This window comes from Micromonospora sp. NPDC050695 (assembly GCF_040654415.1).
Taxonomy (GTDB): domain Bacteria; phylum Actinomycetota; class Actinomycetes; order Mycobacteriales; family Micromonosporaceae; genus Micromonospora.
This window is the reverse complement of record NZ_JBFAHZ010000011.1, coordinates 38,090-63,125: the sequence shown is the minus strand read 5'-3', so window position 1 is coordinate 63,125 and position 25,036 is coordinate 38,090. Positions and strand designations below refer to the sequence as shown.

Annotated in this window: 24 protein-coding genes and 1 pseudogene; 11 read left to right on the top strand and 14 right to left on the bottom strand. The window is 72.5% G+C overall.

Going from position 1 to position 25,036, the window contains the following annotated elements:
• Window positions 1-145: 145 nt before the first annotated feature.
• The 4 genes from AB0H52_RS11270 to AB0H52_RS11255 form a co-directional block, all read right to left on the bottom strand.
• On the bottom strand, window positions 146-1,105 hold the full coding sequence (locus AB0H52_RS11270; protein WP_151488511.1) for an asparaginase: 960 nt from the start codon (window positions 1,103-1,105) through the stop codon (window positions 146-148).
• Between the two features lie 94 nt (window positions 1,106-1,199).
• Entirely contained in the window at window positions 1,200-2,027 is an 828-nt protein-coding gene (locus tag AB0H52_RS11265; protein ID WP_151488512.1) for a 3-keto-5-aminohexanoate cleavage protein, read from the bottom strand.
• A 23-nt stretch (window positions 2,028-2,050) separates the two neighbouring features.
• The gene (locus AB0H52_RS11260) at window positions 2,051-3,163 is read right to left on the bottom strand and encodes a folate-binding protein (protein ID WP_357946728.1); all 1,113 of its coding nucleotides are present in this window, start codon (window positions 3,161-3,163) and stop codon (window positions 2,051-2,053) included.
• Complete coding sequence (locus AB0H52_RS11255) at window positions 3,160-3,564, bottom strand: Fur family transcriptional regulator (protein WP_151488543.1); 405 nt, start codon at window positions 3,562-3,564, stop codon at window positions 3,160-3,162. Before AB0H52_RS11255 ends, AB0H52_RS11260 begins: the two co-directional genes overlap by 4 nt.
• Before the next feature lie 83 nt (window positions 3,565-3,647).
• Here AB0H52_RS11255 and AB0H52_RS11250 point away from each other — a divergent pair, with 83 nt between their 5' ends.
• Entirely contained in the window at window positions 3,648-4,520 is an 873-nt protein-coding gene (locus AB0H52_RS11250; protein WP_151488514.1) for an aminotransferase class IV, read from the top strand.
• 3 nt (window positions 4,521-4,523) lie between these two features.
• Here the strand turns inward: AB0H52_RS11250 and AB0H52_RS11245 are convergent, their stop codons facing one another.
• Window positions 4,524-5,114, bottom strand: a complete 591-nt coding sequence (locus AB0H52_RS11245) for an FABP family protein (protein ID WP_151488515.1) — start codon at window positions 5,112-5,114, stop codon at window positions 4,524-4,526.
• 55 nt (window positions 5,115-5,169) lie between these two features.
• Window positions 5,170-5,274 carry a small membrane protein MtfM gene (mtfM, locus tag AB0H52_RS11240; RefSeq protein ID WP_030327764.1) on the bottom strand — a complete coding sequence of 35 codons (105 nt, stop codon included), beginning with the start codon at window positions 5,272-5,274 and terminating at the stop codon, window positions 5,170-5,172.
• 12 nt (window positions 5,275-5,286) lie between these two features.
• Here mtfM and AB0H52_RS11235 point away from each other — a divergent pair, with 12 nt between their 5' ends.
• Together AB0H52_RS11235 and AB0H52_RS11230 are read left to right on the top strand one after the other, a co-directional pair.
• On the top strand, window positions 5,287-5,661 hold the full coding sequence (locus AB0H52_RS11235) for a DsrE family protein (protein ID WP_151488516.1): 375 nt from the start codon (window positions 5,287-5,289) through the stop codon (window positions 5,659-5,661).
• A 330-nt stretch (window positions 5,662-5,991) separates the two neighbouring features.
• Window positions 5,992-6,339 (top strand): annotated as a pseudogene (locus AB0H52_RS11230) (amylo-alpha-1,6-glucosidase); the annotation flags it as partial.
• A gap of 7 nt (window positions 6,340-6,346) precedes the next feature.
• Here the strand turns inward: AB0H52_RS11230 and AB0H52_RS11225 are convergent.
• Together AB0H52_RS11225 and AB0H52_RS11220 are read right to left on the bottom strand one after the other, a co-directional pair.
• The gene (locus tag AB0H52_RS11225; protein ID WP_357946723.1) at window positions 6,347-7,204 is read right to left on the bottom strand and encodes a hypothetical protein; all 858 of its coding nucleotides are present in this window, start codon (window positions 7,202-7,204) and stop codon (window positions 6,347-6,349) included.
• 76 nt (window positions 7,205-7,280) lie between these two features.
• The gene (locus tag AB0H52_RS11220) at window positions 7,281-7,838 is read right to left on the bottom strand and encodes a winged helix-turn-helix domain-containing protein (RefSeq protein ID WP_151488518.1); all 558 of its coding nucleotides are present in this window, start codon (window positions 7,836-7,838) and stop codon (window positions 7,281-7,283) included.
• Between the two features lie 148 nt (window positions 7,839-7,986).
• On the opposite strand from AB0H52_RS11220, the gene AB0H52_RS11215 reads away from it, so the two are divergent.
• Window positions 7,987-12,360, top strand: coding sequence for a S8 family serine peptidase (locus AB0H52_RS11215; RefSeq protein ID WP_357946720.1), 4,374 nt, complete (start codon window positions 7,987-7,989; stop codon window positions 12,358-12,360).
• A gap of 68 nt (window positions 12,361-12,428) precedes the next feature.
• Here AB0H52_RS11215 and AB0H52_RS11210 read toward each other — a convergent pair whose 3' ends face one another.
• From AB0H52_RS11210 to AB0H52_RS11190, 5 genes are all read right to left on the bottom strand, one after another.
• A complete protein-coding gene (locus AB0H52_RS11210; protein WP_151488520.1) occupies window positions 12,429-12,749 on the bottom strand; it encodes a DUF1416 domain-containing protein in 321 nt (106 codons plus the stop codon).
• 6 nt (window positions 12,750-12,755) lie between these two features.
• Window positions 12,756-13,604, bottom strand: coding sequence for a sulfurtransferase (locus AB0H52_RS11205; protein WP_357946716.1), 849 nt, complete (start codon window positions 13,602-13,604; stop codon window positions 12,756-12,758).
• A gap of 209 nt (window positions 13,605-13,813) precedes the next feature.
• Window positions 13,814-13,891 carry an Ms5788A family Cys-rich leader peptide gene (locus AB0H52_RS11200; protein ID WP_310503780.1) on the bottom strand — a complete coding sequence of 26 codons (78 nt, stop codon included), beginning with the start codon at window positions 13,889-13,891 and terminating at the stop codon, window positions 13,814-13,816.
• A 108-nt stretch (window positions 13,892-13,999) separates the two neighbouring features.
• On the bottom strand, window positions 14,000-14,788 hold the full coding sequence (locus AB0H52_RS11195; RefSeq protein WP_357946713.1) for a DUF2993 domain-containing protein: 789 nt from the start codon (window positions 14,786-14,788) through the stop codon (window positions 14,000-14,002).
• A gap of 105 nt (window positions 14,789-14,893) precedes the next feature.
• Window positions 14,894-15,949 (bottom strand): hypothetical protein, encoded by a 1,056-nt coding sequence (locus AB0H52_RS11190; protein ID WP_151488523.1) that lies wholly within the window; start codon window positions 15,947-15,949, stop codon window positions 14,894-14,896.
• Between the two features lie 241 nt (window positions 15,950-16,190).
• On the opposite strand from AB0H52_RS11190, the gene AB0H52_RS11185 reads away from it, so the two are divergent.
• The 7 genes from AB0H52_RS11185 (at window position 16,191) to pstB (ending at window position 23,614) form a co-directional block, all read left to right on the top strand.
• The gene (locus AB0H52_RS11185; RefSeq protein WP_192580148.1) at window positions 16,191-16,910 is read left to right on the top strand and encodes a response regulator transcription factor; all 720 of its coding nucleotides are present in this window, start codon (window positions 16,191-16,193) and stop codon (window positions 16,908-16,910) included.
• 154 nt (window positions 16,911-17,064) lie between these two features.
• Window positions 17,065-17,937 carry a polysaccharide deacetylase family protein gene (locus tag AB0H52_RS11180; protein WP_357946710.1) on the top strand — a complete coding sequence of 291 codons (873 nt, stop codon included), beginning with the start codon at window positions 17,065-17,067 and terminating at the stop codon, window positions 17,935-17,937.
• Window positions 17,938-18,275: 338 nt separating this feature from the next.
• Entirely contained in the window at window positions 18,276-19,202 is a 927-nt protein-coding gene (gene mshD / locus AB0H52_RS11175) for a mycothiol synthase (RefSeq protein ID WP_357946707.1), read from the top strand.
• Window positions 19,203-19,494: 292 nt separating this feature from the next.
• Window positions 19,495-20,604 (top strand): phosphate ABC transporter substrate-binding protein PstS, encoded by a 1,110-nt coding sequence (gene pstS, locus AB0H52_RS11170; RefSeq protein ID WP_151488527.1) that lies wholly within the window; start codon window positions 19,495-19,497, stop codon window positions 20,602-20,604.
• Window positions 20,605-20,643: 39 nt separating this feature from the next.
• A complete protein-coding gene (pstC, locus tag AB0H52_RS11165) occupies window positions 20,644-21,735 on the top strand; it encodes a phosphate ABC transporter permease subunit PstC (protein ID WP_151488528.1) in 1,092 nt (363 codons plus the stop codon).
• A complete protein-coding gene (gene pstA / locus AB0H52_RS11160; RefSeq protein WP_151488529.1) occupies window positions 21,732-22,820 on the top strand; it encodes a phosphate ABC transporter permease PstA in 1,089 nt (362 codons plus the stop codon). Before pstC ends, pstA begins: the two co-directional genes overlap by 4 nt.
• Window positions 22,821-22,837: 17 nt before the next feature.
• Window positions 22,838-23,614: a phosphate ABC transporter ATP-binding protein PstB gene (pstB, locus tag AB0H52_RS11155; protein ID WP_151488544.1), complete on the top strand. Its 777-nt coding sequence runs from the start codon at window positions 22,838-22,840 to the stop codon at window positions 23,612-23,614.
• 366 nt (window positions 23,615-23,980) lie between these two features.
• Here pstB and AB0H52_RS11150 read toward each other — a convergent pair whose 3' ends face one another.
• Entirely contained in the window at window positions 23,981-24,814 is an 834-nt protein-coding gene (locus AB0H52_RS11150) for an NUDIX hydrolase (RefSeq protein ID WP_357946703.1), read from the bottom strand.
• Window positions 24,815-25,036 lie beyond the last annotated feature (222 nt).

Genomic DNA, 25,036 nt, shown 5'->3' with positions numbered 1-25,036 from the left:
CTGATGCCTCAGAGTCATATTGATGACTCTGAGGCATCACCGTCATGACGAGTGGGCCACCCGGCAGGCCGCCGGGCCCCATCCAGCCGGCTCCGCCACCAGCCAGCGGCCTCAGGCCGCCGGGCCAGCCACGCCGCGACACGGTTTACCAGAGCGGACGGACCGCGCCCACCGGCACCCCGCCGCCGAAGAGCGGCACCTCGGCGTACTCGGTCAGCACCGGGGCGTCCACGCCGAGCCGGCGTAGCGCGGAGACCAACACCGGCATCCGGGCGCGGTCGGCGCCGTCGTCGATCTTCAGTGCGACGGCGCCGACACCCGGCAGCCCGACCGCGATCACACCCTCGGCGCCGATCTTCGCCAGCAGGCCCGGGACGCCGCGCATCAACCTGGTGTCATCGGCACGGGTGCCGCCGACGATCTCCGGGTGCGCACGCATCGCGTCGGCGACCGCGCGAGGCGTCGAGCCGGGCTCGGCCTCGACCAGCCGCAGGTACGCCCCGGCCAGGCCGGTCAGCGACACCGCGAGCACCGGGGCGCCACAGCCGTCCACCCCCACCGCCGCCGCCTGCTCGCCGGTGAACTCCTCGATGGCGGCCCGCAACCCCTGCTGCAACGGGTGCTCCGGTCGCCAGTAGCCGTCCAGCGGCCACCCGGCGGCCTGGCAGGTCAGCAGCATCCCGCTGTGCTTGCCGGAACAGTTCATCTGCACCCTGCTCGGGCCGCCACCGGCGCGCAGGACCGCCTCCCGGGCCGCCGCGCCCACCGGCAGATCGGGCGGACAGTGCAGGGCCGCGGCATCGAGCCCGGCCCGGTCCAGCAGCGCGCCGACCCGGGCCAGATGGAAGTCCTCGCCCGCGTGGCTCGCCGACACCAGCGCCAGATCGGCCGGGTCGGTCAGCGGCAGGCCGGCACGGAGCATCCCGATCGTCTGCATCGGCTTGCTGGCCGAACGGGGAAAGACCGGAGAGGCCACGTCCCCGGCGACGGCCACCGGCACACCGGCGGCGTCCAGCACCACCGCCGAGCCGCGATGCACGCCCTCCACGAACCCGGACCGGACCACCTCGGCGAGCGGCGCGCCGCCCTCGTACGTCTTTACCACGTGCTGGACGGTACCGACGCTTCTGGGGGCACCGGCGGCGGGGTGACCAGGACGTCCACCGCCCGGGTGACAGGGGCGCGGGACGGCCGCGTCCTTACAGTCCGAGCAGCTCGCGGGCCTCGGTGGTGGTCAGCGGTGGGCGCTGGGCGAGCTGCGCGAAGCCGACCGCGCGGGCGACCAGTTGCATGTTGGACTCCACCGGGCGCCCCTTCGCGTACGTCACCGTGTCCTCCATGCCGACGCGCAGGTGCCCACCGGTCGACAGTGCGGCCAGCATGACCGGGATGGTGCTGCGACCGATTCCGGTGGCCGAGAAAGTGGTGCCCTCCGGCAGGTCCCGCAGCATCCGGTGAGCCGCGACCAACGTCTCGGTGGTGCCCGGCATGCCGCCCGGCACACCCATCACGAAGTCGACGTGCACGTGCCCGCCGGCCGGCAGCCCGTACCTGCCGAGCAGCCGCTGCAACGCGGAAAGGTGGCCGAGGTCGAAGATCTCGTACTCCGGCACGATCCCCCGGTCCTGCATACGGCCGTGCAGGTCGACGATGAACTCCCACCGGTTGAGGAAGACGTCCTCACCGAAGTTGACCGTGCCCATCGTGCACGAGGCCATGTCCGGTCGGGCGTCGAGCACCGCGAGTCGGGCGGACTCCGGGTCGGTCACCGCGCCGCCGCTGGACAGCTGCACGATCAGGTCGGTGGTCTCCCGCAACGCCGCCACCGTCTCGGCCAGGCGTGCCGGGTCGAGGGTGGGCCGTGCCGCGTCGTCACGGATGTGGACGTGGATCACGGCGGCACCGAGCGCCTCGCACTCCTTGGCGGTGCGCAGCAGCTCGTCGAGGGTCACCGGCAGGGCCGGCACCTCCGCCTTGGCCGACTCCGCCCCGGTCGGGGCCACCGTGATCAACGTCCCTGTCGTCATGCCGGCGATCCTAGACGGCCGGGTCAGGACGGGTCGATCGCCGCCGCCGTCTCGCCGATCCGCAGGGCGGCGTCGTCCGGAACGTTCCGCTTCAGCACGGCGAGGGCAACCTGGCCCAACTCGTGGTGCAGCACGGCGGTGCCGACGAAGCCCACCGTCCGGCCGTCGAGGGTCACCGGCGTACCGGCGGTCGGCGGCTGGTCGGTGGTCACCCCGTCCAGATGCAGCAGTACGAGGCGACGCGGCGGCCGGCCCATGTTGTGCACCCGGGCCACCGTCTCCTGACCCCGGTAGCAGCCCTTGTCCAGGTGCACGGCAGGGCCGATCAGATCCACCTCGGCCGGGATGGTCCGGTGGTCGGTGTCCACCCCGACCCGGGGCCGGCGGGCGGCCACCCGGATCGCCTCGTACGCCCACAGGCCCGCCACCGGCACGCCCGCGCCTCGCAGCTCCGCCACCACCTGGTCCATCGCCGAGCGGGGCACCAGCAGGTCCACGCCGAGCGGCCCGCGCCGGGCCCAGCCGCCGACGGGCAGCGGTCGTACGTCGTACCGAACGCTCGCCCGCGGTGGGACGGCGCCGGCGGCGAACTTCGGACCGGGCACCGCGACCAGGTCCGGTTCGGCCAGCCCGGTCACCCCGAGCGTGCCCAGCGCCTCCGTGGCCGCGGGGCCGACCAGCGACAGCAGCGCCCGCTCGGCGGTGGCGTCGCGCGGGTCGACCTTGCTGAAGAACCGCATCTTCTCCAGGTAGGTCAACAGGCCCTCGGTCGCGCCGGGCTCGGTGTCCAGCCAGGCGGTCTCGCCGTCCTCGGCGACCAGGGCGTGCTGCTCGACGTGCCCGTGCGGGGACAGCACCAGCAACTCGGTGCCGTCACCGGCGGCCAGCGCCGTCAGGTGCTGCGAAGTGATCGTGTGCAGCCAGCCGGCGCGGTCCTCCCCGGGCACCGCGATGACGCCCCGGTGCGACCGGTCGACGAGTCCGACCTCGGTGTCCAGGGTGCGCTGCTCGCGCAGCGGGTCGCCATAGTGCGCGGCGACCCCCCGCACCCCGGCCGCGACGTGCGCCGGATCGGGCTGGTCGCGGCTGGCCTCGTCGATGCTCTCGACGGCCACCGCACCCGCGATGTCGATCATTTGTGGTCCCCGTTCTCGCAGCGTGCGCAGACGCCGAAGAGTGACACGTGCCCGATGTCCACCCGGAAACCCCGCTGGGCGGCCAACTCGTCGCTGAGCGGACGGAACAGCTCCGGATCGACCTCGTCGATCGCGCCGCACTCCCGGCAGACCAGGTGGACGTGTTGGTGCTCACCCGCCGCGTGATAGGTCGGCGAGCCGTGGGAGAGATGGGTGTGGGTCACCAGGCCGAGCCGTTCCAGCAGCTCCAGCGTGCGGTAGATGGTGGTGATGTTGACGCCGGCGGCGACCTCCCGGACAGCGGTGTGCACCTGCTCCGGTGTGGCGTGGCCCAGATCGAGCACCGCCTGGAGGACGAGCTGCCGCTGGGCTGTCAGCCGCAGCCCACGGGCCCGGAGCATTTCCGCGAGGGAGGATTCGGACACCGTCCGATCATAGTTCGCCGATCGCGCCACCCCCCTGCGCGCCGCTACGCTGCACGGTCATGGTGACCTCCTCCGCTGGCACGGTCCCGGCCGCACGGATCGCCGTGCTCGGGCGGGGCCTGATCCCGGTCGACGAGCCGGTGCTCCGCGGCGACGACCTGGGCGTCCTGCGCGGCGACGGGCTCTTCGAGTCCATGCACCTGCGTCAGGGCCGGCCGTGGCTGCGCGACGAGCACCTGGCCCGGCTGACCACGGCGGCCGCGGCCGTCGACCTGGAGCTACCCCCCACCGACACGCTGATCGACCTGCTCGACACGGTCCGCGCGGGCTGGCCCGCCCAGATCGAGGGTGCGCTGCGGCTGGTCTGCACCCGGGGCTCGGAGGCCGGTGGGGCACCGACCGTCTACGCCACGCTGACCGAGGTGCCGGCGTCGTCCCGGGCGGCGCGGCGGAACGGGATCACCGTGGCCGTCCTGCCGCTGGGGGTGCCCGCCGACGCGCGTACCGGACTGGACTGGTTGCCGGCCGGCATCAAGTCCACCTCGTACGCGGTCAACAGCGCCGCCCGCCGCTGGGCACAGCGGGCCGGGGTGGACGACGTGCTCTGGGTCTCCTCCGACGGGTACGCCCTGGAAGGGCCCACCGCCAACGTGGTGTGGCTCACCGGGGACACGCTCTGCACGGTGCCGGCCGCCACCACCGGCATCCTGCCCGGCACGACCGTGGCCTGGCTGCTCGCCCACGCCGACGAGCTGGGCCTGAGCGCCGCCGAACGGATGGTCACGCCGGCGGAGCTGCACGCCGCGGACGGGGTCTGGTTCAGTTCGTCGGTCCGTGGGCTCACCGAGGTCCGGATGCTGGACGGGGTGCGTCGGGACCACTGCCCGCGCACCCCCGCCCTGCACGCCGTGCTGGGCTTTCCCGTCGGCTGACGGTCAGCCGCCGACCCGGATGAGCCGGGCGGACAGGTGCGGGCTGAGCCCGTGCCCCATCGCCGCCATCTCCTGGGCGTACAGCAACGCACCCTCGACGATGCCGAACAGTCGGTGCCCGGCGGTGACCTCCTTGGCGGTCGGCGTCCGGACGACCGCGTCGGTGGCGAACTCGACCTGGGTGCCGGTGCGCTTGCCAAGGTGCAGCTCCATCACGCCGGTCGGCGTGGTCAGCAGGGCCTCCAGCTCGTCGGTGGCCCGGCCGTCCACCAGGACCGGCCGCCACCAGCCGACCTCCCGCCCGGCGGGGCGGACCGGCCGGCTCTGCTCGTCGAGAATCCAGGCACGGGACTCGTAGTGCAGGAACGGTCGGCCGTCGTGGCTGATCCGGATCTCCTGCGCGTAGTCGAAGTCCTCGATGGTGGGGAAACCACCCTTGCCCCGGCCACGCCACAGACCGATGTAGGGCAGCAGGCCGTCCAACGCGGGGTGCAGCTTCGGCCCGACCCGCAGGTCGTAGCTCTCCTCGTACGGGTACTCCTCGACGGGCGGCGCGTTCAGCCACGGCGGCTGCAGCGGGTTGTCCTCGCTCACAGGGCAACCTTCGTTCGCGACTGCGGGGCTCGCAACCCCGGCTCACTCCTCGCGCTCACCAACGTCCTCTCGATATGCGTACGGCAAGGTAGACCAGGCCACCGGCGAGCCCGCCCAGGCCGGCGACCAGCAGGCTGACGAACCCGATCTCGGTAACCATCCCGACCATCCTATGCTGGGCCACATGGCCCGCAATCTCGTCGTCAAGGCCACCGCGGGGGCGGACGCCCCGGAGCGGTGCGCGCAGGCGTTCACGGTCGCCGCGACGGCGGTCGCGGCCGGCGCCGACGTGTCGCTCTGGCTGACCGGGGAGTCGACCTGGTTCGCACTGCCCGGCCGCGCCCAGGAGTTCGAGCTGCCGCACTCCGCGCCGCTGGCCGAACTGCTGCACATCGTCCTGACCAGCGGTCGGGTGACCGCCTGCACCCAGTGCGCGGCCCGCCGGGACATCGGCCCGGACGACGTCCTGCCGGGGGTACGGATCGCGGGCGCCGCGGCCTTCGTCGAGGAGGCGTTGGCCGAGGGCACGCAGGCACTCGTCTACTGACCTCCGCGGCGGCACGGCCGGCCGCCACGGGCGGAGTGCGGATACCGACCCGACAACCCGGACAGCTGCCTACGATTCGGATGTGACCGAGGCGACGGAGAGGTTCTTCGAATCACTGCCGGTCCGCGCCCCCGGCGTCCTGCGCGGCCTGGCCGACGGAACCCTCCAGATCGACCTGGGCACCGAGAACCAGACCGAGCACTGGCGAATCCGGATGCGACCGGGGGTCGGTGGAGGTCAACCGAAGCCGGGGACCGGCAGACGCCATCTGGTACAGCAGTACGGAGTTGTTCGACCGGCTGATCGTCGGGGAGGCCCAGGCGGTCGTGGCGGTACGGATTCCGGGAGGAGGCCGGGCTGATCTGCGACGCGATGCTGGCCGCGTCCCGCTACTTCGACGGGCGGCTGCCGGAGGCGTTCGCCGGGTACGCCCGCACCCTCACCGAATACCCGGTGGAGTATCCGACGGCGTGCAGCCCGCAGGCCTGGTCGGCGGGCACCCCGTTGCTGCTGCTGCGGGTGATGCTGGGGTTGGAGCCGCAGGGCGAGCACCTGATCATCGATCCGGCGGTGCCGTCGGGCATGGGTCGGATCGAGCTGCTGGACATTCCGGGTCGCTGGGGCCGGGTCGACGCGCTGGGGCGCAGCCGTGGTCCGCAGGACGGGCGGGACGGCTGAGCCCGGATCAGTCGGGGCAGCCGACGGTGGCCGTCAGCCGGGACGCGTCCGGGGTGAGGTCGGCCAGCACGTTGACCGTCCCGGCGCGGTACGCGTACACCGGGGGGTTGTCCAGCAGTGGGATGCCGCCGGCCAGCGGGGCGAGCACGGCCGCCGGGGTGGCCGGGCCGGCGGCGGAGCGTGCGGTTCGGGCCAGCGCGCCACCCGGGCAGGGCGCGGTGATCAGCTCCGGCGCGGCCTCGACCGGCCGGTCGAGTGCGCGCAGCGCGGCGGTCAGGGCGGCGACGGCACCGGCGTCACCGGTGGCCGGCGGTGCGGTGTAACCCGCGCCGACCGGCCGGCAGCCGGTGTCGACGGTCAGCCGGATCCGGCCGTCCCCGGTCGGTCGACCCTGCACGGCGACGAACTCCCCGGCGTCGGCCCGCAGCTCCGGGCCGTTCAGACCGGAACCGACCCCGGCCCGCCAGCTCGCCGGCAGTCGCTCGGCGAGCCCGGCCAGTACGGACCGTTCGGTGCCGTCGAGTGCGAGGACACCTACCTCACGGCGCAGCCGGGCACCGTCGGCGAACGGGGTGACCCGGCAGCCCGCCGCGATACGCGCCGGGCCGAGCTCCAGCAGTCCGGCCGCGCCGGCCGCCCGGGCCAGCTCGCCGACCGCGCGGTCGACCACCGGGCCGGCCTGGTCCAGGGTGCGCTGCTCCCGCACGGTGGGCGGATCGTGGCGGACCGACGTCCAGGTGAGCGCGGCCAGCAGCACGGCCCAGAGCACGGTCGCGACCAGCAGCCAGCGCCGCCGACGCCGTGCGGGTGCCGGCGCGGCGGGACCGGTCGACGGAACCCACCCCGTCCGCACAGCACCGCTCACCCGGCCATGGTGTCACGGGCGGTCCTCCGGCCCGGCGGCGGAGGCGGCGGTCGGGAACCGGTCGGCGGGCCTGCGGTCAGGTCGGTCGGGGCGGCGGGTCGAGCCGGTAGCCGACGCCCCGCACGGTGTGCACCCTCGGCCCACCCGGCAGGCTCCGCAGCTTGTGCCGCAGTCGCCTGATCGCGGAGTGCAGGATCGCGCCGTCGCCCGGGTACGTGCCGCTCCACACGGAGGCGAAGAGCTGTTCGTAGCTCCACACCACCAGCGGCGGCCCGATCAGACGGGCCAGCAACTCCCGTTCGGTGCGGGTGAGCGGGAGCGGGTCACCACACCAGGTGACCAGGTCCGCGGCGCGGTCGACGACCAGCTCACCCCAGCTGACCGGCCCCTGCGGCACCACCGGCGGGACGATCGTCGCGGCGGGCGGGGCCGGGTGGCCGGGCGGGGCTGCGGGGAACAGCAGCGTGCGCAGCTCGGTCAGGTCGGCGCAGCTCACCACCGGGCCGACACCGCCGAGTTGGCGGACCACCCGCTCCCGCACCGAGACGTCCGCGCTGACGCAGACGACGATCGGGACCTCTGCTCCGGAGACGCCGCCTCCACCCGGAAATTCCACCCGTTGATAGTGGCGCATGCCGATGGATTTCGGGGTCCACGCTCGGCTTGGGATCGCGTTTCGTCACTGACCATGCACCGACCGGCGTTAACCATTCAGCACCGGGTCGACGCGCGGTGCGCGCACGGGTCCCGAACCGTCGGGATTCCTGACGTGGGGAGGAAGAGTGTTCCGAGCATCAGCCACAAGGACCGCCCTCTGGCGGGCGGCACTGGCGTGCACCGCGGTCGGGCTGGGCGTCACCGCCCAACCCGTGGTCGCCGCCCGTCCCCAACCGGCGCCCGCCCGAGCCAGCGTGGACCAACGCCTGCTCAGTCAGCTCGGCGCGACGGGCAGCGGAAGTTTCCTGGTCTACCTGCGGGACACCGCACCGGTGGCGCGAACCACCAGGCTGCGCGACCCCGACGACCGGGCCCGGGAGGTGCACCGGCTGCTCACCACGACCGCCGAACGCACCCAGCAGGGGCTGCGCTCGCTGCTGGCGGCCCGCAAGGCGCCGCACACCGCCTACTGGATCGCCAACGCCGTACGGGTGACCGGCGACCGGGCGCTGGCCGACGAGATCGCCAAGCGACCCGAGGTGGCCCGGATCGAACCCAGCCGCAGCTACCCGCTGGTGCGTCCGAAGCCGACCGCCGGCAGCCGTGCCAGTGCCGCCGGCGCCGAGTGGGGCCTCAGCAACATCAACGCGCCGCAGGTGTGGAACGAGTTCGGCGACCGCGGCGAGGGCGTGGTGGTCGCCAACATCGACAGCGGCGTCCAGTACGACCACCCGGCGCTGGTCGGGGCGTACCGGGGGAATCTTGGCGGCGGCTCCGTCGACCACAATCACAACTGGTACGACCCGGCCCACGTCTGCCCGAACGCCGCGCCCTGCGACAACAACAGCCACGGCACCCACACGATGGGGACGATGGTCGGCGACGACGGCGCCGGCAACCAGATCGGCGTCGCCCCCGGCGCGAAATGGATCGCCGCGAAGGGTTGCGAGGACACCGACTGCTCGGACGCCTCGCTGCTCGCCGCCGGTCAGTGGGTGCTGGCCCCGACCGACCTGAACGGGCAGAACCCCCGCCCGGACCTGCGCCCCGACGTCGTGAACAACTCCTGGGGAGGCGCCGGCGGCGACCCGTGGTTCCAGCAGACCATCGCGGCCTGGCGGGCGGCCGGGATGTTCCCGGTCTTCTCCTCCGGCAACGACGGCCCGGACTGCGGCAGCGCCAGCTCCCCCGGCGACAACGCCGACGCGTACGCCGTCGGCTCGTACGACGTGCAGAACGCCATCTCGGACTTCTCCGGCCGGGGCGACGCCACCGACCCGCACGCCTACAAGCCGAACGTCGCCGCCCCCGGCAGTGACGTGCGCTCCAGTGTCCCCGGCAACGCCTACGCCGCCTTCAGCGGCACCTCGATGGCCGCCCCGCACGTCTCCGGCACGGTCGCGCTCGTCTGGTCGGCGGCACCGACCCTCAAGGGGGACATCGCCGCCACCGAGGAGCTGCTGGACCGGACCGCCCGCGACGTCGACGCCACCACCTGCGGGGGCACCGCCGCCGACAACAACGTCTTCGGCGAGGGCCGGCTGGACGCGTACGAGGCGGTGCGGTCCGCGCCGCGTGGGCCGGCCGGACGGGTCGTCGGAACAGTGACGGCGGCCGGCGAACCGGTCGCGGGCGCGACCGTCGGCGACGGCACCCGCAGCGTCACCACCGGCGCGGACGGCCGGTACACGCTCGCCGTGCCGGCCGGCGAGACCACCGTCACCGTCGACGCCTACGGGTACGCCCGGCAGTCGGCCACCGTCACCGTCACCGAGGGCGGCACGGTCACCCACGACTTCGCCCTGGTGGCGAGCCCGTTGGTCACCGTGCGCGGTCGAGTCACCGACGGTTCGGGACACGGCTGGCCGCTGTACGCCCGCATCGACGTCGAGGGGCGACCCGGCGCACCGATCTTCACCGACCCGACCACCGGGCGGTACTCGCTCACCGTCGCGGGCAACGCCACCTACCGGCTCACCGTGGCCGCCCGATACCCCGGCTACCGCACCCTCACCCGGGAGGTGGTGGCCGGCACGGGGCCGGTGACGGCGGACATCGCGGTGCCGGTCGAGCCGGCCTGCACGGCAGCCGGTTACAGCGGCAGCTTCGCCACTCCTCTGCTGAACGAAGGCTTCGACGCAGCCGGTACGCCGGCCGGCTGGACGGTGCGCGACCGCACCGGCGACGGCGGCTGGACCTTCACCGACCCCGGGGAACGGGGCAACCTCACCGGCGGCAGCGGCACCTTCGCGATCGTCGACAGCGACCGGCTCGGCTCCGACAGCACCCAGGACACCAACCTGATCAGCCCCACGGTCGACCTGAGCGCGGCACCGGCACCGGTGCTGCGCTTCCGCAGCGACCGGCGGGCGGTCGGCGTCACCGACACGGCCGACGTGGACGTCTCCACCGACGGCGGTGCCAACTGGACCACCGTCTGGCACCAGACCGACAGCCGGCGCGGGCCACGGACCGAGGAGGTGCCCCTGGACCCGGCCGCCGGCGCCGACCGCGTCCAGGTCCGGTTCCGCTTCCAGGGCACGTACGCCTGGTGGTGGGAGGTGGACGACGTACAGCTCGTCAACCGTGACTGCGCGCCGACACCCGGAGGGCTGCTGCTCGGCGTGACCACCGACCGCAACACCCGCGCCCCGCTCAACGGCGTCACCGTCGCCAGCGTCGAACGGCCGCAGGACCGAGGGGTCTCCGCGGCCACACCGGAGGACCCGACCCTGTCGGACGGCTTCTACTGGCTATTCTCCGGCCTGACCGGGGCACACCGGTTCACCGCCGGCCGATCCCCGTACCGGACGGTGACGAGGACGGCGACCATCGCGGCGGACGGCGCCCGCCGGGCGGACCTCGCGCTGGCCGCCGGCCGACTCACCGTCACCACGACCGACATCGAGTCGTACCAGCGCTACGGCCGTACCCGGAGCACGAAGCTGACCGTACGCAACACCGGCACCGCGCCGGCCACCGTCAACCTGGTCGAGCGCAACGGACGGTTCGACCTGCTGTCCCGGGCCGGTGCGCCGCTGCGGGAACAGAAGATGAAGGGAATCAGCAAGGCCCGCACCGGCACCGCGTACGGCGGGGCGGGCACCGACGTCGCGCCACACGCCCAGGACGCCTGGGCCGGGATCGCCGACCTGCCGGCGGCGGTCTTCGACAACGCGGCGGCCAACCTGGACGGCACGGTCTACTCGGTGGGCGGTGGCGGCGGCTCCGGCCTGGAGCGCAAAGCCTGGCGGTACGACCCCGCGACCGACGCCTGGACCACGCTGCCCGACCTGCCGAGCGCCCGGTCCAAGCCGGTCGCGGCGGCGGTGGGCGGGAAGCTGTACGTACTGGGCGGCTGGGGCGCCGACGACCTCACGGTCGCCTCGGTGGACGTGTTCGACCCGGGCGCCGGCACCTGGAGCACGGTGGCCGGGGCGACCAACCCGTTCCCGGCAGCCGCGGCCGGGCAGGCCGTGGTCGGAGGGAAGGTCTACCTGGTCGGCGGATGCCTCGACAACGACTGCACCGACTCCGACCGGCTGGTCGTGTTCGACCCGGCGACCGGCACGTTCCGCACCGGCGCGGCCTACCCGCACCCGGTCGCCTGGCTCTCCTGCGGCGGAATCGGCAGCGCCGTGTACTGCGCCGGCGGCACCAGCAGCACCGAACACACCGACGCCTACCGGTACGACCCGGCGGCCGACACCTGGAGTCCCCTGCCGGACCTGCCGATCGACCTGTGGGGCTCCCAGTACACGGCCGCCGGCGGCCTGCTGGTCCTGAGTGGCGGGGTCACCGCGGCGTCGACCGCGGTGACCAACCGGACCATCGCGTACGACCCGGCGGAAGGACGCTGGCGCGACCTGCCCAACGTCCAGTTCGGACGGTTTCGGGGCGCCGCCGCCTGCGGCGCGTACAAGATCGGTGGTTCGCCCTCGCCGTTCGTGGGGTCGGCGGACAGCGAGCGGCTGGACGGCCTCGACCTGTGCGCCAACGAGGCGGACCTGCCCTGGCTGTCCATCGCGCCGAGCGGCTTCACCCTGGCACCGGGGAGGTCCCGGGCGGTCACCGTCACGCTGAGCGCCACCGCGGCGGCCGGCGTCCTCCAACCGGGCACCTACTCCGGTGAGCTGGCCATCGCCTCGGACACGCCGTACCCGGTGCCCACCGTGGCGGTCACGATGACCGTGTCACCGCCGGCGAACTGGGGCCGGGTTCAGGGCACCATCACCGGTGTGACCTGCGGCGGGGCGACCGTCGGAGTGCCCGCCACGGTGAGGGTGAACCCGAGGGGCAGGGCCACCGGCCACACCCTGACTGCGGACGCCCGGGGCAGGTACGCCTGGTGGCTGCCGAAAGGCCGCTACGACGTCGTCGTGGCCCGGGACAGCTGGGCGCCCCAGGTGCGACGCACCCGGATCCCGGCGGGCCTCGTGACCACCGTCGACGTCACCCTCGACCCGGTCTCGTGCGGCACGAAAGCCACCGGCATCTGAACCATCCGGAGACGACCGGGGCCGGTCACCCGCGCGGGTGACCGGCCCCGGTCGATCAGAGCAGTGGGTCAGGCGACGGTGACGGACACCTCGTTGATGCCCCGGCCCGCGGTGACGGCGGTGTCGCCGTTGCCGTGCCGGGACAGCGCCCGCAGGGTCCAGGAACCCGGCGCGGCGAAGAACCGGAACTGACCGGCGGCCGAGGTGACCACCTCGGCCGTGAACTCACCCGTCGAGTCGAGCAGCCGGACGTACGCGCCCGGCACGGCCTCATCCGCCGCCGAGCGGACGATGCCGGTGATCACGGTTTCCTTCTCCAGGTCCAGGCTGGCCGGCAGCGGGGCGGCCTGGTCGGGTGCGGCGCAACCCGCAGCGGTGGGAGCAGTCATGACGGATCAGGCCTCCCCGGGCTCGTCGCCGAGCGCGACCGGCACGCCGACCAGCGAGCCGTACTCGGTCCACGAACCGTCGTAGTTCTTGACGTTGCGGTGGCCCAACAGCTCCTGGAGGACGAACCAGGTGTGCGAGGAGCGCTCACCGATCCGGCAGTACGCGATGGTCTCCTTGCCGTCGTCGAGCCCCGCGTCCCCGTAGATCTTGCGCAGCTCGTCGTCGGACCGGAAGGTGCCGTCCTCGTTCGCCGCCTTGGACCACGGCACGCTGATCGCGGTGGGGATGTGGCCGGCCCGCTGCGCCTGCTCCTGCGGCAGGTGGGCGGGGGCGAGCAGTCGACCGGCGAACTCGTCGGGGCTGCGCACGTCCACCAGGTTCTTGGTGCCGATCGCGGCGACGACCTCGTCGCGGAAGGCCCGGATGGACGTGTCCGGCTCCTGCGCGACGTACTGCGTCGCCGGGCGGGTCACCGAGTCGGTGACCAGCGGACGGGCGTCCAGCTCCCACTTCTTGCGACCGCCGTCGAGCAGCTTCACGTCGCCGTGGCCGTAGAGCTTGAAGTACCAGTAGGCGTACGCGGCGAACCAGTTGTTGTTGCCGCCGTACAGGATGACGGTGTCGTCGTTGCTGATGCCCCGCTCGGAGAGCAGCGCCTCGAACTGACTCTTGTTGACGAAGTCCCGGCGGACCTGGTCCTGGAGGTCGTTCTTCCAGTCGATCTTGACGGCGCCGGCGATGTGGCCGGTGTCGTAGGCCGACGTATCCTCGTCGACCTCGACGAAGACGACGCCCGGGGCGTCGAGGTTCTTCTCGGCCCACTCGGCCGAGACGAGTGCGGTGTCGCGACTCATCGAATCACTCCCTGGTGAGGATGGATGGTGAGCCAACGCGCGAGTATCGATGGGTGGTTCTGTCGCACCACGCGCGGGACCCAGCGGAAGGACGGGATCACGGGTTCGTGCGACGGCGCCGCTGCCGGGCGTTCGATGGGATCACCGGAGGGGTACGAGAACCCCGCGTGCCGGTGGCCGCCGTCAGGCGGCCGAGGACAGCCCCGCCGTCAGATGACGGGGCGACACAGGCAGGTGGCCACGCGGCACAGGTCGACCGCGCGCCGTTTGGTGAGGTGAGTCCCCATGGTGACGGAGCCTACCAGCCTGTGACCGGGCTGCCACCGAGCCGACCACCATCCGGGAATCGGGCGGGCCGCCGGCCGGATTCGACGTCCCACCGGCGGCCCGAGCGGTCAGCTGACCGAGTTGATCGGCACGTTCTTCGCGTCGGCGGTGACCGCCAGCCCCTCGGGCAACGGACGGACCTCCCGCACGGCGAGCTGGAACGGCAGGTCGGGCAGCGGCACGTCGACGGAGATGCCCTTGGCGTAGTTGTTCAGCAGGGTGCGGGCCAGCGGCAGGTTCGGCAGGCCATCGGCGTCCAGGTGGTTGAAACGCAGGGCGACGGCGCCGCTCTTGGCGACGGTGACGTCGGCGGTGCCGGCGACGGTGAACTTCTGGCCGAGGATGTCGACCGGAGCGGTGACGGCGAGCTTGCCGCCCTGCTCCGCGAGGGTGAGCCCGGGCCGGTCCAGCAACGCGGCGAGGCTGTCGTAGCTGATCGTGCCGGTGCCGTTGACGGTGTCCGCGACCACGTCACCCTGCCCGGAACGAAGAGTGTCCAGGGAGGCCCGCACGTTGCGCGCGTCGACGTCCAGCACCGGCAGTCGTACGGCTTCACCCTCGACGGAGGCCTGCACGTCCCGCAGCTTGATGGAGATCCGCTCGTACCGGCCGTCGATCACCTGCGTGAGGAACGGCGTCCCGCCGACCTGCACCTCGGGAGCCGCGGACTGCGCGCCCTGCTTGGTGATCTCCTGGCTGACCCGGTCGGCGATCGCCCGCTCGGCCACCCCGACCGCCACCCGGTCGGCTACCACCAGCAGCCCGGCCACCACCAGAAGCAGGATGACGAGACCGATGAGCAGTTTGCGACCGCGCCGCCGAGGCCGGGTTTCGTCCGCCGGATAGTCCTGGGCCACGCCGCCTCCTGTCTTCGCCCGCCGCGGAGCGACGGGGCGTTCGTACCGGTGCCGCAGAGCGGCGCACCCGTAGGTACCCGACCGGCTCCGGGCTCAACCGTGGGCTCAGAGGAAGAGCATGCACATGGCGTACGCGGCCGGCGCGGCCAGGGCGAAGCCGCCCAGCGGACCCTGCATGTGCCGGGCGACCCACATGGTGGGCGGTTCGCCGGCCATCAGTCGCCCCGCCTCCGCGTACCCGACGGCGAGGTCGGAGAGCACGGCGGTGACCGCCGCGACCAGGCCGATCACCGCGGCCCGGGTCGGCGTGAAGGGTGCCACCAGGTAGCTGCCGAGAAGCGCGCTGATCAGCGTGCCGACCATGGCGCCCACGACGACGCCGGCGGCGCCCCGGGGCACCTGCGGGGCCAGTCGGGGCCAGGGCAGCACGGCGTCGGTGAGCCGGGCGACGGTCAAGGCGACCCCGCTCGCGGTCAGGCAGACCGTGATCGCCTGAGTGCCGGCCGGGATGCGGCTGAGCACGATCAGGGTGCCGAAGGCCACCACCCCGACGACGATGAGCAGCGTGGCGCCGAGCGAGTCGGTGACCCGGACCCGGTCGACCCGGCGGACCAGTTGACCGAGCACCGCCGCGAGGAAACCACCGGCGGCCAGGTAGCCCAGCGGAGCCAGGCCGGCGATGTCGGTCTGCACGGCGGCGATGTCGGCGAGCGCGGCGACCACGGCGCTGATCCCGCCGACCAGCAGCAGGGCGGGCGGGCGCATGGCCATCGTCCAGGCGAGCACGAACAACAGCTGGACGCCGAAGATGATGAAGGCGAACGGCAACCGGTGGCCCGGGCCCGACGTCTGCGCGCCGAGCACCAGACCAACACCGAGCAGCGCGGCGAATCCGGCGATGATCAGCGCCAGTGGGCGGCGCACCTCCACCGGGGGTACGACCTCCTCCTCCGGCTCGTCGATCTCGTCCTCGGAGCGACGGGCGGGCTCGCCGGAGCGGCGGGCACGGCGCGGACCACCCCGCTCACGACGTTCGCCGTCGACGACGGCCGGACCGGTGCGCGGCGCGGGCGGTTGGCCACGGGTCGGGGCGGCCGGGCCCGGACGGGGCCCGTCGGGCCACGTTTCGCGGCCGGCGTCCGGCGAGGTGGAGGGAAACACGCCCCGATCGTGCCAGACCCACCCGCCGATGCGGCGGTCAAGGGTTTCGGCAACGTTAAAAACTGTGCCACGATCAGGGGCAAGCTAGACAAACGGGAAGTGGCCTGAGGGCGCAGCCGGGGCGATCGGTTACGCTCAACGCGTTACCCGCCCGTCAGCGACGCCGGGACCACGCAATTTCTCAGCGCACTCCCCCGTGAGTGTGTCTGGTCGCGTGCGGCCACGCGCCGCCGGGACGGAGGTGATCGTGGAAATCCTGCTGCTGGTGACCGCACGTGCAGGGGAACCGTCCGCTGTGCTGCCGGCACTCGACCTACTGCCGCATTCGGTCCGCACCGCACCACGCGACGTCCGCACCCTGGTCGCCGGGCCCAGCCCCGACGCGGTGCTGGTGGACGCGCGGTCGGAGCTGAGCGAGGCACGGGCGACCTGCCGGATGCTGCACGCGACCGGGCTCGGGGTGCCGCTCGTCGCGGTGGTGACCGAGGCCGGCCTGATCGCGTTGAACGCCGACTGGGGCGTCGACGACGTCATCCTCGCCTCGGCCGGGCCGGCCGAGGTGGAGGCGCGGCTGCGGCTGGCGGTGGGCCGGCTGAGCAACGCGACCGCCGGTGCCGGCGGTTCCATCCGGGCCGGCGAGCTGAACATCGACCCGGACACGTACGCCGCCAAGCTGAAGGGGCGCCCGCTCGACCTCACCTACAAGGAGTTCGAGCTGTTGAAGTTCCTGGCACAGCACCCGGGTCGGGTGTTCACCCGGGACCAGCTGCTGCGTGAGGTCTGGGGCTACGACTACTTCGGTGGCACCCGCACCGTCGACGTGCACGTGCGGCGGCTGCGCGCCAAGCTCGGCTCGGAGTACGAGTCGATGATCGGCACGGTCCGCCAGGTGGGCTACAAGTTCGTCGTCCCGCCGTCGCGGTCGCTGCCCGAGGCGGAGCACGCGCCGCTGCCCGTCTGACCGGTCCTCCCGTCCGGGGAATTCCCCATATGCCCCTTTTGCGCATCTCGTCGGTTCTATTCTGACTGCCGGGTTTGTTAGCGGAAGGGGCGACGGTGCGCACAGAAACCACGGGGGCGACGGGCCGGCGTGTCCGGTCGGCGGAGCGGAAGCCGTGACGCGGCGGGGCAACCCGACCGTCCGAGCGGCCGGAATCGTGGTGTTGGTGGTGACGGCGCTGCTCGGCTCGGCATACCTGCTGGGCCGCAGCCTCGTCCCCGACCAACCCCAACGGCAGGCCACCGGGGTGAACACCAACGCCGAGGGGCCGTACTACGCCGATCAGCCCACCGGGGACGGGCCGAGCGGGTCACCCACCGCCAGTGCCAGTGCCAGCCCCACCGAGGCCGGCCAGGACGGGACGGGACGGGACTCCACGGGCGGCCAACTGTTCGGGGCGCACACCAGCACCGGCACACCCCGCCTGGCGTTGACCTTCGACGACGGTCCCGATCCGCGCTACACCCCGCAGGTGCTCGCCATGCTGCGCGAGTTCGACGTCAAGGCGACCTTCTGTGTCGTGGGCGAGAACGCCCAGGCCCACCCCGACCTGATCCAGGCGATCGTGGACGGCGGACACAGCCTGTGCAACCACTCGTGGCACCACGACGTCACCCTGGGCAACCGCTCGGCGGACGTGATCCGCGCCGACCTGCTGCGCACCAACGAGGCGATCCGGGCGGCGGTGCCGGACGCGCCGATCGTCTGGTACCGGCAGCCGGGCGGTGCCTGGACCTACCCCGTGGTGTCGGTGGCGCAGCAGCTCGGCATGACCCCGCTGCACTGGTCGGTGGACCCGTCGGACTGGGAGGTCCCCGGCGCGACCAAGATCGCCGCGACGGTGGTCAGCCAGGCCGAACCGGGCTCGGTGGTGCTGCTGCACGACGCCGGTGGAAATCGCCAGGGCACCGTGGACGCGCTGCGCCGGATCCTGCCCGACCTGACCGCGCGGTTCGAGCTGGAGGCGCTGCCGACCGACCCGACGTGAGGCCGGCGCTGGCGAAGGCCGCGGGTCCGGAGGGTGGGGATGGTTGGTGCGCAGCCCTTGGAGTTGATGTGGTGAACGAATCAGCCCCGCCAGGCCGGCGTTCCCGGGACCGGGACCGGGCGTGAGGCCGCGGACACCAGTGGGACCGCACCATCGGGCCGGTGAGATCCCGGCACCAGCAGGACAGCACGACCGGGCCCGGTGATGCATCAAACGCATCAACTCCAAAGGCGTTGACCAACACCTCACCGGCGCCGGCTGCTGGCCTCCTCGACGCCGACCGCCCTTAACTCGGTGACCCGGCGGGTGTCACGAGACGCAGCGGATACGGTGACGGGATGAGCAGCGCGGAGCCGACCAGCGACCAGGTGACCCGGAGCGACCGACTGACCCCGGCGGACGTCACCGATGTGCTGGCTCTGGCCCGTTGCGCGGGCGACACCGACGGCGCGGACCCGCTCGACGAGCACGTCCTGCTCCGGCTGCGCGACCCCGACGCCCCGGCCGTGCACCTGATCGCCCGTGCCGACGACGGCACCCTCACCGGATACGCGCACCTGGACACCACCGACCCGGTCGGCGGGATCGGGGTCGAGCTGGCCGTGCACCCCGCGTACCGGCGGCGGGGCACCGGCCGGGCGCTGGCTCGGGGCGTACTCGCCTCGGCCACCGGGCCACTGCGGGCGTGGGCGCACGGCGACCACCCCTCGGCCGCCGCGCTCGCCGTCGACCTCGGGTTCACCCGTGCCCGGGTGCTCTGGCAGCTGCGTCGGCCACTGGCCGCCCCGCTGGGTGAGCCGCGCCTGCCCGACGGGGTGACGCTGCGCGCGTTCCGACCCGGGGCGGACGATGCGGCCTGGCTGACCCTCAACTCGCGCGCCTTCGCCGAGCATCCCGAACAGGGGCGCTGGACCGCGGACGACCTGCGGGTACGCCGCGCCGAGCCGTGGTTCGACCCGGCCGGCTTCCTACTCGCCGAGGAGACCTCGACCGGCCGGTTGCTCGGCTTCCACTGGACCAAGGTGCACGAGCGGCCCGGGTCGGCCCGCATCGGCGAGGTGTACGTGCTGGGCGTGGAGCCGACCGCGCACGGCGGCGGGCTCGGCCGGGCGTTGATCACCGCGGGGCTCGCGTATCTGCGGGACAAGCGGGGCCTGGACCGGGTGATGCTCTACGTGGACGACTCGAACACCGGGGCGGTCGCGCTCTACGAGCGGCTGGGCTTCGCCCGCTGGTCCGCGCACATCAACTACCACCTCGGCTGACGGTCGGGCACCGGGGACAGCCGAGTAACCGGCGGATCACGGCCGCGCATCGGCGGGATAACGCCGTACCGGAAATATGACCATACTTCCGACAGGCGCACCCGGGTTCACTTAACGGACAACTCGCCCTCAGTAAGCGGTCACCTCGATGGCCGCACGTGTTCACCTTGCGTTCACTTGCGACCGGCGAACCGGCTACCTGGCACTTCTAACTTTCGTGTCAGCCGGTCAGTGCCGGTCCTCGGGCCCCGGGATCGGGGCGCCAAGTCAGACGCGAAGGGAAACCCCTCAGGTGAAGCTCCAGCGGTACGGCACTATTGCCTGCCTCGCTCTTGCCGCGACGCTCGGCCTCAGTGCATGCGGCTCGGACAACAACGAGCCCACCCCCGGCGCCAGCGCCTCGGGCTCGGCCGCCGCGGTCGACTGCGGTACCGGCACGGTCAACGCCCAGGGCTCGTCGGCCCAGAAGAACGCCATGGCCGAATGGATCAAGGCGTACCAGCAGAAGTGCCAGGGCACCACGATCAACTACGAGGGCACCGGGTCGGGCGCCGGCATCCAGGCGTTCATCGCCGGGACCGCCGACTTCGCCGGCTCGGACTCCGCGCTCAAGCCGGAGGAGCAGCCGCAGGCCGACGCCAAGTGCGCCGGTGGCAAGGCCCTCAACCTCCCGATGGTGATCGGCCCGGTCGCGGTCGTCTACAACGCCGGCAGCGGCGTGGACAACCTCCAGTTCAAGCCGGCCACCCTGGCGATGATCTTCGCCGGCAAGGTCACCAAGTGGGACGACGCGGCGATCAAGGCCGACAACCCGGACGCCAAGCTCCCGTCGGCCCCGATCCAGGCCGTGCACCGCTCCGACGAGTCGGGCACCACCGACAACTTCACCAAGTACCTGTCGAAGACCGCCGAGGCGGACTGGACCTTCGGTAACGCCAAGGCGTGGAAGGCCCCGGGTGGCGTCGGCGCCGCCAAGTCCGACGGCGTGGCCAGCAAGGTCAAGAGCACGGTGGGCACGATCAGCTACGTCGAGTGGTCGTACGCCGAGAACTCCAGCCTGAACCTGGCCAAGGTGCAGAACGGCGCCGGCGAGTGGGCCGCGCTGACCGCCGAGTCGGCCGGCAAGACCATCGCCGGGGCGAAGATCGAGGGCCAGGGCGACGACCTCAAGCTGTCGATCGACTACAACACCAAGGAGGCCGGGGCCTACCCGATCGTCCTGGCGACGTACGAGATCGTCTGCAGCAAGGGCCTCGCGGCCGACAAGCTGAAGCTGGTCAAGGGTCTGCTGGGCTACGCCGCCAGCGCCGAGGGCCAGACCTCGCTGACCGAGCTGGGCTATGCCCCGCTGCCGGAGACGGTCCGCACCAAGGTCGAGACCGCGGTCAAGAACCTCTCCTGATCCGACCCCACCACCTCAGCAACGGAATCGAGCGAGCAGATGGGTGAAACCCCTCACCGCTCGGCCGACGCCGGCACCGGCGGGACGCGCGTGACCCAGAGTCACGAGTGGCCCGCCGGTGCCTCGGCGCGTGTGGCCGAGGCACCAGTCAGCGCGCGTACCCCCGGTGGCAACGGGCTGGGAGGCGGCGGCGCGCTGCCGAGAAACCGGAAGTTCGGCGCCGAGCGGGCCTTCCACGGCCTCACCCTGGCCGCCGGCGCGATGGTGCTGGTCATCATCGTGGCCATCGCGGCCTTCCTGATCGCGAAGGCGATCCCGGCCCTCCGTGCCAACACAGCGAACTTCTGGACCTTCGAGGGCTGGTTCCCGAACGACAACCCGCCCACGTTCGGCATCGGCGCGCTCGCCTTCGGCACCGTTCTCAGCGCCGCCCTGGCTCTGCTGATGGCCGTGCCGGTAGCCATGGGCATCGCGCTGTACCTGTCCCACTACGCGCCCCGGCGTCTCGGCAACAGCCTCGGCTTCCTGATCGACCTGCTGGCCGCCGTGCCCAGCGTGGTGTTCGGCCTGTGGGGTCGCGACTACCTGATCGGCCCGGTCACCGACCTCTCGGGCTGGCTGAACAAGTACTTCAGCTGGATCCCGATCTTCGGGGGCGAGGGCCCGTACGGCAACTCGATCCTGCTCGGTTCCCTCGTGCTAGCGATCATGGTGCTGCCGATCATCACCTCGCTGACCCGCGAGGTGTTCCTCCAGACGCCGACGGCCAACGAGGAGGCGGCCATCGCGCTGGGCGCCACCCGGTGGGAGATGCTGCGTACCGCGGTGCTGCCGTACGGCCGCCCGGGCATCATCGCCGCGGTGATGCTCGGCCTGGGTCGGGCGCTGGGTGAGACCATCGCGCTGGCGCTGACCCTCGGATCCACGTACGCCATCTCGTTCAACGTGTTGGAGAGCGGCGGCAACACCATCGCCGCCAACATCGCCAACCGGTTCGCCGAGGCGAACGACACCGGCCGCGGCGCGCTGATCGCCTCCGGTCTGGTGCTGTTCGCGATCACGCTGGTCGTCAACATCATCGCGCGGGCGATCATCTACCGCCGCCGGGAGTTCACGGAGTCCGCCGCATGAGCACCACGGTCACCTCACATCGCCCCCGGCCGCCGGCACAGCCGGAGACGCTGCGGGCTCGGCGGCTGCCCGCGTACGCCGCACCGGCCGTCGCCGTGGCAGCCCTGGCGCTCTCCGCGGTCATCGTCTACGGCGCCGGCATCGGCGGCCCGGTCCTTGTCATCGTCCTCGGCGCGGTGCTCTACCTGGTCGGGCTCTTCGCGGCGTCCAACGCCGTCGAGGGCCGCCGGTCGGCCCGCAACCGCACCTGGAGCGCGCTGATCCACTCCGCATTCGTGCTCGCCGTGGTGCCGCTCGCCTCGGTGGTCTGGACGCTTGTCAGCAAGGGCACCGAGCGGCTGGACGGCAACTTCTTCCAGACCTCGATGAACAACATCGGGGCTCGCGACCCGAACGGCGGCGCGTACCACGCGATCGTCGGCACGCTGGAGCAGGTCGGCATCGCCACCCTGATCACCGTGCCGCTCGGCATCCTCTGCGCGATCTACATCGTCGAGTACGGCCGGGGCCGGTTCGCCTTCGCGATCCGGTTCTTCGTGGACGTCATGACCGGCATCCCGTCGATCGTCACCGGCCTGTTCGTGCTGGCGTTCTGGGTGCTGATCGTGTCGCCGTGGTTCAACGACGGCCGGCCGGGCTTCTCCGGCTTCGCCGCCGCGCTCGCGCTCAGTGTGCTGATGCTGCCCACCATCGTCCGGTCCACCGAGGAGATGCTCCGCCTCGTTCCGCCGCCCCTGCGCGAGGGCGCCTACGCGCTCGGCGTACCCAAGTGGAAGACCATCCTGCGGGTGGTCCTGCCCACGGCGCTGCCCGGCATCGTCACCGGCGTCATGCTCTCCATCGCCCGCGCGGCCGGCGAGACGGCCCCGGTGCTGCTGGTCGCTGGCGGCGGCGCCGCGATCAACTTCAACCCCTTCGAGAACAACCAGTCGTCGCTGGCCCTCTACGTCTACCAGCAGGCCGGCGAGGCCTCGAAGTACTCGCCGGCACGGGCGTGGACCGCGGCACTCACCCTGGTCGCCCTCGTGCTCATCCTGACGATCGCGGCGAAGTTGCTGGCCCGTCGCAACAGGCTCAGCCGATGAACCCCGGAGGTACCACCATGGCCAAGCGCGTCGAAGCCTCGAACGTCACCGCGTACTACGGCGGTTTCAAGGCGATCGAGAACATCAACCTGACCGTCGAGCCGAAGACGGTCACCGCCCTGATCGGCCCGTCCGGTTGCGGCAAGTCCACGTTCCTGCGGTCGATCAACCGGATGCACGAGGTGCTGCCGGGTGCCCGGGTCGAGGGCAGCCTGACCATCGACGACCAGGACATCTACGACCGGGACGTGGACGTCACCGCGGTCCGCCGCATGATCGGCATGGTGTTCCAGCGGCCGAACCCGTTCCCCACCATGAGCATCTTCGAGAACGTGGTGGCCGGGCTGAAGCTCAACGGCGTCCGGAAGAAGTCGATCCTGGACGAGGCCGCCGAGAAGGCGCTGCGCTCGGCCAACCTGTGGGACGAGGTCAAGGACCGGCTGGGCAAGCCCGGCGCGGGCCTCTCCGGTGGTCAGCAGCAGCGGCTCTGCATCGCCCGGACCATCGCAGTCGAGCCGCAGGTCGTGCTGATGGACGAGCCGTGCTCGGCCCTGGACCCGATCTCCACGCTGGCGATCGAGGACCTGATGTTCCAGCTCAAGGACAAGTTCACGATCATCATCGTGACGCACAACATGCAGCAGGCCGCGCGGGTGTCGGACCGGACCGCCTTCTTCTCGATCGAGAAGACCGGCGACCCGGGCCGGCTGATCGAGTACGACAACACCCAGAAGATCTTCAGCAACCCGAGCGTGAAGAAGACCGAGGACTACATCACCGGACGCTTCGGCTGAGCCGACCGCGACCGGTACCGGCGCCCCGCCCTCCCGGCGTGGGCGCCGGTGCCGTCTCCGGCCCCGCCACTCGGCCACCCGCCCGGCAGTCCGGCCGCCCGGCCGGCTCGCAGGATCGCGCTAAAACATGGAAGTAGTGGCCTCCTCCGCGCCACGAAGCCCCTACTTCATGGATCGAGCGCGATCTTGCAGGCGCGGGCCGGGCGCGGCGGCCGCAGCGCAGCGCGGGCGCAGCGCAGCGCGGGCGCAGCGCGGGCGCAGCGCAGGCGCAGCGCAGCGCAGCGCAGGCGCAGCGCAGCGCAGCGCAGGCGCAGCGCAGCGCGGGCGCAGCGCAGCGCAGGCGCGGCACGCGGCGCAGGCGCGGGCTCAGGCCAGGACGAAGCGGGGCTCGCCGTTCGGTGGGAGGTCCAGGCGTGGGGTGATCGGGGTGGCGGCGTCCCGGTCGGTCGCCGCGCGGGCCACGCCGGCCAGATCGCCGGCCGCCGCCACCTGGGCGAGGGTGACCAGGGTGGGCGGGAGCATGGTCAGCTCGCCCGCCTCGGCGCGGGCCAGCGCGTCCGCCGGCCGGATCCACAGGGTGTGGTCGGCCTCGCCGGAGACGTCGCGGGTCCGCTGACCCGCCGGTAGCAGGGCCACGAAGAAGTACGTGTCGAAGCGCCGCGGCTCGAACTCCGGGGTGATCCACCGGCTCCACGGCAGCAGCAGGTCCGATCGCAGCGTGAGCTGCCGGTCGGCGAGCAGCGCGGCGAAGCCGGTCCGGCGCCCCTCCAGGGCCTGCCGGGCGGCCTCCCAGTCGTCGCCGCTGACGTCGCCCACCACGGTCGCCGGGTCCGGGCCGGCGAGCAGCACGCCGGCCTCCTCGAAGACCTCCCGGGCGGCGGCGCAGACCACCGCCTGGGCGGCCTCCGGGGCCACCCCGAGTCGGCCCGCCCACTCACTCGGCGCGGGACCGGCCCAGTCCAGGTGTGCCGCGGAGTCGGAGCGGTCGACCCCGCCGCCGGGGAAGGCGTACATCCCGCCGAAGGTCATGGCGGCGACCCGACGGATGACGTACACCTCGAAGTCGGTGTCGGTCGGACGCAGCAGCAGCACGGTGGCCGCGACCCGCGGTGTGGCCGGGATGCCGCCCTCGGCCCGGAACCGGCGGGCGTGCTCGACCAGGGCGGCCGGGGCGGCGAAGCCGTCACTGTCGATCGTCATGCCCGCGAGCCTAGTTCCCGCAGGTGGCGCTACCGGGCGCGCGCCCAGCCCACGAAGCGCTCGAACAGTTCGGCAGGAGGGGCGCTCGGATTCAGCTCGGCGAGATGGCAGGCGGCCTCCGCCTGAAGGGTTGAGAGGTAAACGAGCAGGCCCGGGATGTCGGTCCGGTACTCGCCCAGCAGGCGAAGCTTCGCGGCTGAGCAGGGCCAAGCGATCCCGCAA

Excerpts from the sequence above, each read along its gene's own strand:
- pstB (WP_151488544.1), top strand. The coding sequence starts at position 22,838 with ATGGCCAAGCGCGTCGAAGCCTCGAACGTCACCGCGTACTACGGCGGT.
- pstA (WP_151488529.1), top strand. The coding sequence starts at position 21,732 with ATGAGCACCACGGTCACCTCACATCGCCCCCGGCCGCCGGCACAGCCG.
- AB0H52_RS11255 (WP_151488543.1), bottom strand. The coding sequence starts at position 3,564 with ATGCTCCGGGCCCGTGGGCTGCGGCTGACAGCCCAGCGGCAGCTCGTC.
- AB0H52_RS11265 (WP_151488512.1), bottom strand. The coding sequence starts at position 2,027 with ATGACGACAGGGACGTTGATCACGGTGGCCCCGACCGGGGCGGAGTCG.
- AB0H52_RS11200 (WP_310503780.1), bottom strand. The coding sequence starts at position 13,891 with ATGGGGACTCACCTCACCAAACGGCGCGCGGTCGACCTGTGCCGCGTG.
- AB0H52_RS11260 (WP_357946728.1), bottom strand. The coding sequence starts at position 3,163 with ATGATCGACATCGCGGGTGCGGTGGCCGTCGAGAGCATCGACGAGGCC.
- AB0H52_RS11235 (WP_151488516.1), top strand. The coding sequence starts at position 5,287 with ATGCTGGGCCACATGGCCCGCAATCTCGTCGTCAAGGCCACCGCGGGG.
- AB0H52_RS11220 (WP_151488518.1), bottom strand. The coding sequence starts at position 7,838 with ATGCGCCACTATCAACGGGTGGAATTTCCGGGTGGAGGCGGCGTCTCC.
- AB0H52_RS11205 (WP_357946716.1), bottom strand. The coding sequence starts at position 13,604 with ATGAGTCGCGACACCGCACTCGTCTCGGCCGAGTGGGCCGAGAAGAAC.
- mtfM (WP_030327764.1), bottom strand. The coding sequence starts at position 5,274 with ATGGTTACCGAGATCGGGTTCGTCAGCCTGCTGGTCGCCGGCCTGGGC.
- AB0H52_RS11210 (WP_151488520.1), bottom strand. The coding sequence starts at position 12,749 with ATGACTGCTCCCACCGCTGCGGGTTGCGCCGCACCCGACCAGGCCGCC.
- AB0H52_RS11250 (WP_151488514.1), top strand. The coding sequence starts at position 3,648 with ATGGTGACCTCCTCCGCTGGCACGGTCCCGGCCGCACGGATCGCCGTG.
- mshD (WP_357946707.1), top strand. The coding sequence starts at position 18,276 with ATGAGCAGCGCGGAGCCGACCAGCGACCAGGTGACCCGGAGCGACCGA.
- pstC (WP_151488528.1), top strand. The coding sequence starts at position 20,644 with ATGGGTGAAACCCCTCACCGCTCGGCCGACGCCGGCACCGGCGGGACG.
- AB0H52_RS11150 (WP_357946703.1), bottom strand. The coding sequence starts at position 24,814 with ATGACGATCGACAGTGACGGCTTCGCCGCCCCGGCCGCCCTGGTCGAG.